This window comes from Novosphingobium sp. LASN5T (assembly GCF_003856955.1).
GTDB lineage: Bacteria > Pseudomonadota > Alphaproteobacteria > Sphingomonadales > Sphingomonadaceae > Novosphingobium.
The window spans coordinates 62,062-74,824 of the sequence record NZ_RQSI01000008.1; the positions used below are offsets into that span (position 1 = coordinate 62,062).

Here is a 12,763-nt window from a genome sequence, read left to right on the forward strand (position 1 = left end):
GCCCCGATGGACCGCTTAAAGCCCCTGTTCCCGCCGGACCCGCGGCCCGCCCGCGCGTTTTCGCGAAAGTTTTTTCGGAGAGACCTCATGGCCAGCGCGCCGCAAGCCAACCTTCCGTTGTTCTACAATGACCTGATGCCGCTCAACAGCCGCGATCACGCCACCTGGCATGCCCGTGGCGCGAATGCCGCTCCGTGGCTGATCGACCAGCACGCCGTGCCGCTGACGGTGGAAGAGTTTCCGCAGGCCGCGCGCCATTTTCCCATCGTGTTCTCGTCGGGCGACAACCCGGTGCCGCTGGCGCTGATGGGGCTGAACGAAGGCGTCAACGTGTTCGTCGACAGCGAAGGCAAGGTCGATCAGCCGGTCTATCTGCCGGCCTATGCCCGCCGCTATCCGTTCCTGCTGGCCAAGCTCGATCCCAGCAGCGAGGAACTGTCGCTGTGCTTCGATCCGTCCTCCGGTCTGATCGGAGAGTTCGAGGAAGGCGACGCGCTGTTCAACGGCGATCAGCCGTCGGACGCGACCAAGGCCGCGCTGGAATTCTGCGAACAGTTCGAACAGGCCGGGATGCGCACGCAGGCTTTCATCGATGAATTGAAGAAGCACAACCTGCTGATGGACGGCGAAGTCTCGATCCAGCAGACCGGTCTGGAGCAGCCGTTCGTCTATCGCGGCTTCCAGATGGTCGATCAGGAAAAGCTGCGCGAAACCCGTGGCGACGTGCTGCGCGGCTGGGCGCAGAGCGGCCTTCTGCCGCTGCTCTACGCCCATGTCTTCTCGCTCGATCTGATGAGCACGATCTTCGGCCTGCAGGCACAGCAGGGCAAGGGTCCGGTTCCGGCGATTCCCGTTCCGGCGGAATGAATCACCAGCCGCACGCTGGAAACCCGATTTATTTCAAGAGTGTGAATGCGGTGGTCGGATTAGCGTCCGGCCGCCGCATTTTTTTGCGCGCAGTCGCCAAAACGCAGCAAAAATTCCAAACGAAACCACTTGCGCGCCCATGGCGCCTCACCTATCTTTAGTACGTCGCATCGGTGCTCCCCTCATGGCCCGGTGTGACTGGTGCACTTTGTGCACCTCCTCCCTGAACCTTGGCCACCTGGAGCATGTCTCCAGGTGGTTTTTTATGGGGTTTCTGCGTGAGGATCGTCCGAACCGAGAGCCGGTTGCCCGCTCCGGTTTCCTCGCCGGCCCACCTGCCTCGCTGATCTACTCGGCGGCCGCGCGCCACCGTTCGCGTTGCCGATCGCGCCCCAGTTCAGCCACATCGCCGGCCAGCCGCTGGACCATGCCCACCAGCAGCGCGATCGTTTCATCCATGCCCGGCCCCGGCTCGCTGAATCGGGCATCAAGGTAGCAGCGCCGGTCGATCTCGATCTGGATGCAGTGAATGCCTTCCTTGCGCCGCGCATGCCGCTCCAGCACGTAGCCGCCGGCATAAGGCCGGTTGTGCGCCGCCAGCCGCCGCGCCGCCGCGAAGTGCGCGAAGGCAGAAGCGACCAGCGCGCCGGCGCAACTCGCCCCGAACCGGTCGCCCAGCACGAATTCAGGCGCAGGCTCCGCTCCGCAATAGGCGGTCAACGGCGGCATCGAATGCAGATCGATCAGCAGAGCCGCTCCCCAGCGGTCGCGCGTATCTTGCAGCGCATCGCCCAGGGCGCTGTGATAGGGTTCGTGGACCAGCGCGATGCGATCGTCCAGTTCGGCCCGGTCCAACCGCCGCTTCCACAGTTCCCCCAGCCCCGGCAGCCGGCGCGGGATCAGGCCCAGCCCGGTGCGCGCCCGATGGGCAAGGCCCTGCAGGGCGGAAGAAGCATCGGGCGGCGGGCCGCCAACCATATCCCAGTCGATGTCGTCGGCAGCCCGATTGAGATCGATCATCGCGCGCGGCGCATGGGCGACCAACAGCGAGGCGCCGGTCTGCCGCGCCACCGCATCGGCCACGAGGTCGACATAGCGGTCTTCCAGGCGCAGCGCGGCGAACGCCGGGTGGCGCATCCGGTCCAGCAAGGTCCGGGCATAGCTGCGCCCGGCGTGCGGCACGGCGATGATGACGGGAATCGCGGACGGCTCCACCAGCCGCAGCGCATAGGCGGGCACATCCGGGCAGCCGGGCACCGCCCCGCCCTGCAGCAGGCGCGAATCGCCCCCTGGATCGCCTTCGTCACGCATGGAATAACGCTGCAACTGATTCGCGGCTGTGTCAAAGTCGGCCACCGCGAACAAGGGCGCAGAAACTTAACCCAACCCGGTATATATTCGTTTCCTGCCATGCCTTAAACCAAAACGTTACGACATGGCCCGATGAGGCGACCACTCGAATCGCGAAGGTAATCATGATCCGGATTCTACTGGCCGAAGACGAAGAAGCGATGCGCACCTATCTTGCGCGCGCCCTGGAAAACGCCGGGTACAGCGTGGTTGCGGTCGATCGCGGAACGGAGGCCCTGCCCCTGCTGCGGTCGGAACACTTCGATCTGCTGCTGTCCGACATCGTCATGCCCGAGATGGACGGCATCGAGCTTGCCAAGCATTGCGCCGAGATCAGCCCCGAAACGCGGGTTATGTTCATCACGGGTTTTGCCGCCGTCACGCTCAAGTCCGATCGCGAGGCACCGCAGGCCCGTGTCCTGTCCAAACCGTTCCACCTGCGCGACCTGGTGCTCGAAGTCGAACGGGTCTTCGCCGATGGCGCGCTGACGGGGGCCGGGCCTTACGCCTGACAGCCCGCCAGGCGCGCGCACGGGATGGGGAAAAGAGCCTGCAAAAGTCTCTTGCCAGCATTCCCAAGCGCCGCTAATGGGCTGCCTCCCGCGCCGGAAACGGCCGGGCGCACGATGGTTCGGGCGTATAGCTCAGTGGTAGAGCACTATGTTGACATCGTAGGGGTCGCAAGTTCAATCCTTGCTACGCCCACCATCGAAAAAGCCCGCTAAGCCCTTGGCTTGAGCGGGCTTTTTTCATGGCGATCATGGCATTCGCCGACACAAGGCGCGGAACGCCCACCCCGCTGCGACTAGCACCACCTGCGGCGGCGCACGTCTCGCTCCCCTCCCGCCCGCGGGAGGGTGTGGGGGTGGGAAATGCCCCAGCCGGCATTTGACCTCCGCGTTTATTATGGCATTATGCGTGCCACAATAATCAACTGGGAGATGCCATGGAGATCCTGCGCACGCCGGACGAACGCTTTGCCGGCCTGGATGGCTTTGATTTTTCGCCGCATTACAGCGAGGTGATCGACGGACAGGACGGTACGCGCCTGCGAATCCACCATCTCGACGAAGGCCCGCGCGATGCCGCGCCGGTGCTGCTCATGCACGGCGAGCCGAGCTGGTGTTACCTCTATCGCCGTTTCATCCCCGATCTCGTCGCGCGCGGTCATCGTGTCGTCGCCCCCGACCTCGTCGGCTTCGGCCGCTCCGACAAGCCCGCGCGGCGCGACGACTATACCTACGAACGCCATGTCCAGTGGATGAGCGACTGGCTGACGCAGCTTGATCTCACCGGCATCACCCTGTTCTGCCAGGACTGGGGCGGCCTGATCGGCCTGCGACTGGTCGCAGCCTTCCCCGATCGCTTCGCCCGCGTGGTCGTCTCCAACACCGGCCTGCCGGTGGGCGCGGGCGCAACCGACGGCTTCCGCGCATGGCTCGATTTCAGCCAGAACGTGCCCGTCTTCCCAGTCGGCATGATCGTCAACGGCGGATGCCATCGTGATCTTTCGCCGGCAGAAGTCGCCGCCTACGACGCCCCTTTCCCCGACGAAACCTACAAGGAAGGCGCCCGCCAGTTCCCCACGCTCGTGCCGATCACGCCCGAACATGGCTCGGTGGCGGAGAACAAGGCGGCCTGGGACGTGCTGGCGCGTTTCGACAAGCCGCTGCTGACCGCCTTCGGCGCCGAGGATGCCATCACACGCGGCGGCGAACGGCCGTTCATCGATCGCGTTCCGGGCGCGAAGGGGCAGGCGCATACCGTGCTGCAGGGCGCGGGCCACTTCCTGCAGGAAGATGTTCCCGCCGAGCTTTGCACGATCATCGACACACTCATTCGCGGCTAAGGGAGGCCACCATGGAAGTCGTCAACGCCGTCACCCCCGGCCCCGAACAGATCGCCGCCTTCTTCGGCAGTGGCGAGGACGGGCCATTCGTGATGATCAACCTGCTCAAGTTCAAGCCGCACGCAACCTATGCCGATGGCAGCGAACCCGAACTGACCGGACGCGAGGCCTATGCCCGCTATGGCACGGCGGTGCAGGCCTGTGTCGCCGCCGTCGGCGGACGGCAGGTCTATGCCGGCGCCGTCACCGGTCTGATGATCGGGGAGGTCGGCGAACTGTGGGACATGGCGGCGCTGGTCGAATACCCCTCACTCGCCGCGATGATGCAGATGATCCAGTCACCGGAATACCAGGCAATCGAGAAGCACCGCCATGCGGGGCTGGCGGGCCAGCTCAACATTCGCACGAGGCCGCTGGGCCGATAGAATGGCGCGGGAGGCGCGAGCCTCCCCGCTTTCACACCGGCGCGAGCGGCTGGTGCGGCTCGGGCGGCAGGCAGACCTCGATAAGGTCCCCCACGGCCATTTCGCCGCCGGACAGGACCACGCTCATAACCCCGGCCTTGCGCACGAGTTCCCCGTCCGGCCCACGATCGAGCACGGCGACCAGCAACCCCTTCTGGAATGCCTCGATCTGTGCGCAGGGATTGCGCAGCCCGGTCACTTCCAGTTCTACATCCGGCCCGATGCGCAGCACGGCGCCCCGGGGGAGATCGAGAAGGGCGATCCCGGCCGTGACGATGTTCTCGCCAAGGTCGGCAGGCCCAACGGCGAAGCCCTTTTCGCGCAGTTCCTCGAACAATTCCGCATGGATCAGGTGGACCTGCCGCAGGTTCGGCTGGTCGGGGTTCGCTTTCACGCGGGAGAGGTGCTGGACCTTCTCGCCGGCATGAGCGTCACCCTCGACGCCGATCCCCTGGATCACCTTCACGCGCTCGATCGCCTGTTTCGAGAAAGCATGGTCGCCAGATCGCGCGAGCGAGACCACGCGGGCCGGTGCGGATGGCGCCTTGTCCATATCCGCAACGGCTATCGCGTGCGGCGGCCCGAAGCAACGGAAACCCGGCTACGTCGAATCATCTGACCGACCATGTACGCAGTTCCATGCCCTTGCCGCCGGCCGGCAGGCTGAACACCATGCCGTCCTCGCCCACCGTGATTGTGCCGTCGAATTTCTGGCGCGCGTTGCCGAGATAGGCGGGATACATGGCGCGCGTGGGCAATTGCGGCACGTTGTGGCTGAACACCAGATTCTTCACGCCGGCCTCCTGCGCCTCGGCCGCAGCGGCCTCTGGCGAGGTATGATAACCGGGGATGTCGCTCATGATCTTTGCGAGGCCTGGCTGTCCGCGCTTGCGCAGCGTTTGCTCCATCAGGCTGACCAGCCGGGGCTGCAACCCTTCATGCACCAGCAGGTCCGCGCCGCGCGCGTTGCGCACCAGCAGCGGCGTGGGCGCGGTATCGCCGCTGAACACGATCGAGCGCCCCTTGTAGTCGAAGCGATAGCCCACCGCCGGATCGACCGGGCCATGATCCACGCGGAACGCGGTCACCGTCAGCCCGTCGCGTTGCAGCACGGTGACGGGCGTGCCATCGCCCCTTGGCGGCAGCGCGAAAGGATAGGCGGTGCCACCCCTGCCCGATGGCGGCGCAACCGCGGGGCCATGGTGCGCGGTGCGATAGCCCCCGTCGATCGCATAGGCCTCGTTGATGCCCGCTACGACGCGCTCGGTTCCCGCCGGTCCGTAGATCGGCAGCGGCACGGTGGCATTCGCCCCGGTCCAGCGCAGCAGCATCATTGGCCCCAGCCCATCGATATGGTCGGAATGGAGATGCGTGAGGAACACCGCCTCGACATGGCCATTGGGAATGCGCATCAGCGTCATGTTACGTGCGCCGCCCTCACCCGCATCGACCACGAAGACATGCTTGCCGGCGATTACCATGCTGCACGGCCCGGCGCGGGTGGGATCGGGTAGCGGAGAACCGGAGCCGCACAAGGCCACATGCAGCCCCTCGGGCAGTTCCTGCGTGGCATCCACGCCGGCACGCGCATCGATCGCCAGCCGGGCCATCGCCAGTCCGATCGGCGCCGGAAATGCCGCCAGCGCCAGCACGCCGGCGAGCATAGCACCACCAAGGCCCCATTTCACCGCCCCGTGCATCCGCGTTCTCCCTTCCTGTTTTGCGGAAAGATACGCGATATTATGGCATTTACAATGCCGATATATTGCCACGCGCCCGGAACGTGGTAGTCTGGCTCGAACAGTGGGGAGAGAATGACATGAAAAATGCCATGCGCGTGATCGCCGGCCTGCTCGGCCTGTTCAATGTGGCGATCGGCCTCGGTTTTCTGCTCGATCCGGCGATCGCGGGCCAGCGCTTCTTTCTGGCCTCGCTCGGGACGCAGGGAATGGCAACGCTGCGAGCCGATTTCACCGCGCTGTTCGTGGGCATGGGGTTGTTCGCGCTGGCGGGCGCCTGGAAGGCCAGCCGCGCGCTGGTGCTGGTCCCGGTGGCGCTCCTGCCGCTAGCGCTGATCGGACGCGGCGTCAGCCTGATCGCCGATGGCGCGCCCGCCACGGCCTTTCCGCCGATGGTGGTGGAAGCCGCGATGATCGCGATCCTGGTGCTTGCGGCACGCAGTTTCGACGAGAAGCGGGGCTGAGGCCATCCGCGCCTGCCCCTCCAGGCTTGACCGTTGCAATCGATCGCAGGCTTGGTAGGGCGCAAAACCGAAATGCAAGCGCATACTGGACATACGGGATTGCCACAGAAACAGGCCACCATGGACATCACCGCGACGGACGGACGCCGCAAGCGTTCGGAAACCAGCCGTCAGCGCATTGTCGAGGCGATGATCGCGCTGGTGGGCGAAGGGCATATGAGCCCCAGCGCGGAACAGGTGGCGACGCGTGCCGGCGTGGGCCTGCGCACCGTGTTTCGCCACTTTGCCGACATGGACAGCCTCTACGCCTCGATGGCGCTGCGGCTGGAGCGCGAATACGAGAACTGGCTCGATCCGTTCGAGGGGCCGGACTGGCGGGCCAAGCTGGCGGAAATGATCGAACGCCGGCTCAGCACCTATGAAAAGCTGATGCCCTACAAGCGCGCTGCCGATGGCCACCGCCATTCGCTGCCCACGATCCAGCGCAACTACGGGCAGAGGCTGGCGATGATGCGCGAACGGCTGGTCGCAATCATGCCTCCCGCAATCGCCGAGGATCCGATCCTGCTGGAAACGATGGACCTCCTGCTCAGCTTTGAAACCTGGCAACGCCTGCGGCTGGACCAGCACCTGCCCCCGCCTCAGGCGCGTGCGGTGATCGAAAGCGCGGTGGCACGGCTGACCGAAACGGTCAGTCCCTGACCGCGCGACGCAGCCCGGCGGCAAGTTCGTCGAGCGTCTGTGCCATTTGCCCCAGCCTCGCATGGTCGATGCCGATCGCCTCGCCGATCTGCGGCGGTACGCATTCGATATCGATCGCCAGCGCCCTGCCCGCGTCGCTCAGGCTGACGCGCACCACGCGTTCGTCGCGCGTATCGCGCCGGCGCTCGACCAGCCCGGCCGCTTCCAGCCGCTTGATCAGCGGCGTCAGCGTGTTTGATTCCAGGAACAGCGCCTCGCCCAATTCGCTGACCGTCCGCCCGTCGCGCTGCCGCAGCGCCACCAGCACCAGATATTGCGGATAGGTCAGCCCGAAGCGATCGAGCACCTGCTTGTACAGGCGGTTGAACGCCAGCCCCGCCGTATAGACGGAAAAGCACAAGTAGCCTTCGAATGGGCCAGCGGCGGTCTGGGAAGCGTCTGTCATGTCCGGAATATAAATCGCACACGATTTAATCGCAAGGGGTTGACGACTCGGTGCGACAAGTCCATATAGATCGCACACGATTTAATCGTTCTCGATTTTAACCCTTCTCAAGCAAAAGGAAGCATCCCATGAGCACCAAGATCCTCTATTCGACCAGCGCCACTGCCACCGGAGGCCGCGATGGCCGCTCGCGCACCGCGGACGGTTCGCTGGACGTGGTGCTCGCAAGCCCCAAGGAGCTGGGCGGCAACGGCCAGGGCAACAATCCCGAACAGCTGTTCGCGGCCGGATACGCCGCCTGCTTCCTAGGCGCGATGAAGTTCGCGGCGACGCAGGACAAGAGCCTGCCGCGCGTGCCGGCGGATGCCACGGTGACGGCCACGGTCGGCATCGGTCCGCGCGCCGACAAGGGCTTTGGTCTCGCGGTTTCGCTGGAAGTGAGCCTGCCGGGTGTGGACCGCGCCGCCGCCGAGGAGCTGGTGGCCGAAGCCGACACGATCTGTCCCTACAGCCACGCCACGCGCGGCAACATTGAAGTCACGCTCAGCGTCGCCTGAGACCATTTCCCGGACAACAAAAGGCCGGACCATCGCGTGATGGCCCGGCCTTTTGCGCATTCGGTGCGTGGCAAGCGCCGCGCGTTACTTGCCCTGCCAGTTCGGCTTGCGCTTCTCGGCAAAGGCTGCGGCGCCTTCGCGCGCGTCCTGCGAGGTGAACACCGGGGTGATATAGGCCTGCTGCTTGTCCCACATGTCGGCCTCGGTCCATTCGTGCGAATCGCGCACGATGGCCTTCGACGCGGCCAGCGCCAGCGGGCCGTTTTCGGCGATGCGCGCGGCCAGCTCCTTGGCCGCCGGCAGCGACGGGCCTTCGACCACGCGGTTGACGAAGCCCAGCTCGTAGGCCCGGGCCGCATCGATGAAGTCACCGGTCAGCGCCAGTTCCATGGCGATGCGCGGTGGAATCTGGCGCGGCAGCTTGATCAGGCCACCCGCCGCCGCGGCCAGGCCGCGCTTCGCTTCGGGAATGCCGAACTTGGAGGCGGAACTGGCCACGATCAGATCGCACGACAACGCCAGTTCCATGCCGCCCGCCAGCGCATAGCCATCGACCGCCGCGATGATCGGCTTCTTCGGCGTCCACTGCGAAAGGCCGCCGAACCCGCGCCCGGGAAGCGACGGCGATTCCCCGCGCAGGAAGCCCTTGAGGTCCATGCCGGAACAGAAAGTTCCGCCAGCGCCGGTCAGGATCGCGACCTGCAGGCCGGCTTCCGCGTCAAGCCGGTCCATCGCCGCGCTGATGCCTTCGGCCGCCGCCTTGTTCATGGCGTTCTTCGCGTCGGGCCGGTTGATCGTGACCACCAGGACGTTGCCGTCCACTTCGGTCAGCACTTCAGGTTCGCTCATCCCCATCTCTCCTGCAAAATTCCCGGACCTTTAACCGGTCACTTAAAATTCTTGGACCGGACCGCTTCCCGTGTCCAGAGGGAGCGGCCGGCGGGGATGCAGAAAATTGCGCTCTAAGACGGAAGTCCGGGGCGTCCTTGCCTTGCACCACGGCGCGCCTCTGCTAAGGGGAGCCTAACTTTTCTCCCCCAGACGAGGCACGGAACGGCTATGGCGAAGATCAAGGTGAAGAACCCGATCGTCGAAATCGACGGCGATGAAATGACGCGGATCATCTGGGAATGGATTCGCGAACGCCTGATCCTCCCCTACCTCGACGTCGATCTCAAGTACTATGACCTGTCGGTCGAAAAGCGCGACGAGACCAACGACCAGATCACCATCGATTCCGCCAACGCGATCAAGCAGTATGGCGTGGGCGTGAAGTGCGCCACGATCACCCCCGACGAACAGCGCGTCGAGGAATTCGGCCTCAAGAAGATGTGGAAGTCGCCCAACGGCACGATCCGCAACATCCTGGGCGGCGTGGTGTTCCGCGAACCCATCGTGATCCAGAACGTGCCCCGGCTTGTTCCGGGCTGGACCGACCCGATCGTGGTCGGCCGTCACGCCTTCGGCGATCAGTACAAGGCTACCGACACCCTGATCCCCGGCCCCGGCAAGCTGCGCCTGGTGTGGGACGGCGTGGACGGCGAGAAGATCGACCTCGACGTGTTCGACTTCCCCTCACCCGGCGTCGCCATGGCGATGTACAACCTGGACGATTCGATCCGCGACTTCGCCCGCGCCAGCCTCAACTATGGCCTCAATCTCGGCTGGCCGGTCTATCTCTCTACCAAGAACACCATCCTCAAGGCCTATGACGGGCGCTTCAAGGACCTGTTCCAGGAAGTCTACGAGACCGAAGGCTTCAAGGAAAAGTTCGCCGCCGCCGGCATCGAATACCAGCACCGCCTGATCGACGACATGGTCGCCTCCGCGCTCAAGTGGAGCGGCAAGTTCGTCTGGGCCTGCAAGAACTACGATGGCGACGTCCAGTCCGATACCGTGGCGCAGGGCTTCGGCTCGCTGGGCCTGATGACCTCGGTACTGATGACGCCGGACGGCAAGACCGTGGAAGCGGAAGCCGCCCACGGCACCGTCACCCGCCACTACCGTCAGCACCAGCAGGGCAAGCAGACCTCGACCAACCCGATCGCGTCGATCTTCGCCTGGACGCGCGGCCTGATCTATCGCGGCAAGTTCGACGATACCCCCGATGTGGTGAAGTTCGCCGAAACGCTGGAACGTGTTTGCATCGAAACCGTCGAAAGCGGCAAGATGACCAAGGACCTCGCGATCCTGATCGGTCCCGACCAGCCGTGGATGACCACCGAAAAGTTCTTCGAGGCGATCGTTGCCAACCTCGAAAAGGAAATGACCGCCTGGAGCTGAGCCAGACGCGTTCCTGACGGACACGAACAGAGGCCTCGGCATTGCCGGGGCCTCTTTCGTTTGGCGCGTGCATCCTTTGCGGGCGATGGGACGCTGCCCACCCCCAACCCCTCCCGCAAGCGGGAGGGGAGAATAAGGGGCATCCCTCGCGCAGCGCTTGCAAGCGATATGATCGCCTTTCATTTTGTTGCTGAGGGCGCTTTCTCTACCGCCGGGGTTGGCAAGGCCGGTTAACGAAGGTTACGGTGTCCCATGGCTGGTTCCCTTGCTCCTTCCGCTGCGCTTTCCGATGCCCTGGTCATTCTCGGCGCCGCCGGAATCGTGATCCCGGCTTTCGCCCGTTTCCGCATCACCCCGATCATCGGGTTCATTCTGGTCGGCCTCGCGGTCGGCCCCTATGGCCTGGGCTCGCTGGTCGGGCAGACTCCGTGGCTCTATCACATCACGATTTCCGATCCGGAGGCGATCGCGCCGTTCGCGGAGTTCGGCATCATCCTGCTGCTCTTCGAGATCGGGTTGGAACTGTCGTTCAACCGCCTGTGGTCGATGCGGCGGCTGGTGTTCGGGCTGGGCGCGATGGAGCTTGCGGGCGGCGCGCTCCTGATCGGCCTCGCCCTGATGAGCATCATGGGAGAAAGCCTTTACGCCGCGCTCGGGCTGGGCCTCGCGCTGGCGCTGTCCTCCACCGCGCTGGTCCTACCCATCTCGGGCACGCAGGGTCCGGTCGGGCGCGCGGCGCTGTCGATGCTGCTGTTCGAGGATATCGCGCTTGTTCCCATCATCTTCCTGCTCGGCGCGATCGCGCCCACGGCGGCGGCGGATGGCGGGGCGGTGCTGCTGGATACGCTGTGGCGCGGCGGTCTCGTCATCATGGCTCTGCTGCTGGCCGGGCGCTTCCTGCTGCCAAGCCTGTTCGCGCAGGCCGCGCAGACCAAAAGCCCCGAACTGTTCCTCGCCGCCAGCCTGCTCGTCGTCATCGTCGCGGCGCTGGCCACGGGTGCGGTCGGCCTTTCGCCAATCATGGGCGCGCTGCTCGCCGGCCTGCTGATCGCGGAGACCGAATACCACAACGAGGTCGAGGCGATCACCAAGCCGTTCAAGGGCCTGGCGCTGGGCGTGTTCCTTATCACCATCGGCATGGGCATAGACCTGCGGGTGGTGTGGGCGAACCTTGGCCCGCTGGCGGCGGGCGTGGTTGGCGTGGTGGTGACCAAGGCGCTCGTCACCGGGCTGCTGCTGCGCGTGATGGGCAAGGGCCGGGGCACCGCGCTCGAGACGGGCATTCTCATGGCCAGCCCTTCGGAAACCACCCTGATCGTGCTGGCGACGGCCACCCAGGCGCAGCTGATCCTGCCCGCGACCGCGCAGTTCTGGCAGATCGTCACCGCGATCGGCCTCACCATCACGCCGGCGCTGGCCAAGGTGGGTGAAGCCTTCGCCAAGCGGCTGGAAGCGCGCGAGCCGGCCTCGGCCGACCTGCCGCGCGAGGAGCCGGCCGGCGACCGTGCCGTGATCCTCGGCTTCGGCCGCGTCGGCAGGCTGGTGGGCGAGATGCTGGCAATGCACGATGCGCCCTACATCGCCATCGATTCCGACCCCCGGCTCGTCCGCGAAGCACGCCTCGCCGGCCTGCCCGTGCTGTTCGGCAACGTCGCCAGCGAAACGGTGATCGACCGGCTCGATCTCGATCACGCCCGCGCGCTGATCGTCACCATGGACGAGCCGGTGCTGGTCTCGCGCATCGTCAAGAAGCTGCACAAGCTGCGGCCGGAACTGCCGATCATTGTGCGCGCCCGCGACGCGGATCATGCTGGCGAACTCTACCGCGCAGGCGCCTCCCATGCGGTGCCGGAAACGCTGGAAAGCTCGCTGCAACTGTCCGAAGCCGTGCTGGTTGATCTGGGCGTGCCGATGGGGCCGGTGATCGCCTCAATCCACGAAAAGCGCGACGAGCTGCGCCAGCAGATCATGGAAGATGGCGATCTGGCCATCGCTCCCAAGCTGAAGTCGACCAGCCTGCGCGAACGAACCGCCTGAACCCGA

General features: G+C 65.3%; 14 protein-coding genes and 1 tRNA gene. 10 read left to right on the forward strand and 5 right to left on the reverse strand.

All coding sequences use genetic code 11. The features are described 5' to 3' along the window. Positions 1 to 87: 87 nt before the first annotated feature. On the forward strand, positions 88 to 867 hold the full coding sequence (locus EH199_RS07630) for a SapC family protein (RefSeq protein WP_124808658.1): 780 nt from the start codon (positions 88 to 90) through the stop codon (positions 865 to 867). Positions 868 to 1,215: 348 nt separating this feature from the next. Here the strand turns inward: EH199_RS07630 and EH199_RS07635 are convergent, their stop codons facing one another. Continuing rightward, positions 1,216 to 2,178, reverse strand: coding sequence for an N-formylglutamate amidohydrolase (locus EH199_RS07635; protein WP_124808659.1), 963 nt, complete (start codon positions 2,176 to 2,178; stop codon positions 1,216 to 1,218). A gap of 164 nt (positions 2,179 to 2,342) precedes the next feature. Between EH199_RS07635 and cpdR the strand changes: the two genes are divergently transcribed. From cpdR to EH199_RS07655, 4 genes are all read left to right on the forward strand, one after another. Continuing rightward, complete coding sequence (gene cpdR, locus EH199_RS07640) at positions 2,343 to 2,729, forward strand: cell cycle two-component system response regulator CpdR (protein ID WP_124808660.1); 387 nt, start codon at positions 2,343 to 2,345, stop codon at positions 2,727 to 2,729. 121 nt (positions 2,730 to 2,850) lie between these two features. Then, positions 2,851 to 2,925: transfer RNA gene (locus EH199_RS07645), tRNA-Val, on the forward strand. 238 nt (positions 2,926 to 3,163) lie between these two features. After that, positions 3,164 to 4,066 (forward strand): haloalkane dehalogenase, encoded by a 903-nt coding sequence (locus tag EH199_RS07650; RefSeq protein WP_124808661.1) that lies wholly within the window; start codon positions 3,164 to 3,166, stop codon positions 4,064 to 4,066. Between the two features lie 11 nt (positions 4,067 to 4,077). Beyond that, positions 4,078 to 4,491 (forward strand): DUF1330 domain-containing protein, encoded by a 414-nt coding sequence (locus tag EH199_RS07655; protein ID WP_124808662.1) that lies wholly within the window; start codon positions 4,078 to 4,080, stop codon positions 4,489 to 4,491. 31 nt (positions 4,492 to 4,522) lie between these two features. Here EH199_RS07655 and EH199_RS07660 read toward each other — a convergent pair whose 3' ends face one another. Continuing rightward, positions 4,523 to 5,083, reverse strand: coding sequence for an MOSC domain-containing protein (locus EH199_RS07660; RefSeq protein WP_124808663.1), 561 nt, complete (start codon positions 5,081 to 5,083; stop codon positions 4,523 to 4,525). Between the two features lie 58 nt (positions 5,084 to 5,141). Continuing rightward, a complete protein-coding gene (locus tag EH199_RS07665; protein ID WP_124808664.1) occupies positions 5,142 to 6,230 on the reverse strand; it encodes an MBL fold metallo-hydrolase in 1,089 nt (362 codons plus the stop codon). 119 nt (positions 6,231 to 6,349) lie between these two features. On the opposite strand from EH199_RS07665, the gene EH199_RS07670 reads away from it, so the two are divergent. After that, the gene (locus EH199_RS07670; RefSeq protein WP_124808665.1) at positions 6,350 to 6,733 is read left to right on the forward strand and encodes a hypothetical protein; all 384 of its coding nucleotides are present in this window, start codon (positions 6,350 to 6,352) and stop codon (positions 6,731 to 6,733) included. Positions 6,734 to 6,853: 120 nt separating this feature from the next. Further along, the gene (locus EH199_RS07675) at positions 6,854 to 7,435 is read left to right on the forward strand and encodes a TetR/AcrR family transcriptional regulator (RefSeq protein ID WP_124808666.1); all 582 of its coding nucleotides are present in this window, start codon (positions 6,854 to 6,856) and stop codon (positions 7,433 to 7,435) included. Here EH199_RS07675 and EH199_RS07680 read toward each other — a convergent pair. Then, positions 7,425 to 7,880, reverse strand: coding sequence for a MarR family winged helix-turn-helix transcriptional regulator (locus tag EH199_RS07680; protein WP_124808667.1), 456 nt, complete (start codon positions 7,878 to 7,880; stop codon positions 7,425 to 7,427). The two genes, EH199_RS07675 and EH199_RS07680, sit on opposite strands and share 11 nt — an antisense overlap. A 128-nt stretch (positions 7,881 to 8,008) precedes the next feature. On the opposite strand from EH199_RS07680, the gene EH199_RS07685 reads away from it, so the two are divergent. Then, complete coding sequence (locus tag EH199_RS07685; protein ID WP_124808668.1) at positions 8,009 to 8,437, forward strand: organic hydroperoxide resistance protein; 429 nt, start codon at positions 8,009 to 8,011, stop codon at positions 8,435 to 8,437. A gap of 84 nt (positions 8,438 to 8,521) precedes the next feature. On the opposite strand, the gene EH199_RS07690 is transcribed toward EH199_RS07685, so the two are convergent. Continuing rightward, positions 8,522 to 9,286, reverse strand: a complete 765-nt coding sequence (locus EH199_RS07690) for a crotonase/enoyl-CoA hydratase family protein (protein ID WP_124808669.1) — start codon at positions 9,284 to 9,286, stop codon at positions 8,522 to 8,524. A 210-nt stretch (positions 9,287 to 9,496) separates the two neighbouring features. On the opposite strand from EH199_RS07690, the gene EH199_RS07695 reads away from it, so the two are divergent. Both EH199_RS07695 and EH199_RS07700 read left to right on the forward strand, forming a co-directional pair. After that, on the forward strand, positions 9,497 to 10,720 hold the full coding sequence (locus tag EH199_RS07695; protein ID WP_124808670.1) for an NADP-dependent isocitrate dehydrogenase: 1,224 nt from the start codon (positions 9,497 to 9,499) through the stop codon (positions 10,718 to 10,720). A 252-nt stretch (positions 10,721 to 10,972) separates the two neighbouring features. Further along, positions 10,973 to 12,757, forward strand: coding sequence for a cation:proton antiporter (locus EH199_RS07700; protein ID WP_124808671.1), 1,785 nt, complete (start codon positions 10,973 to 10,975; stop codon positions 12,755 to 12,757). Positions 12,758 to 12,763: the final 6 nt, after the last annotated feature.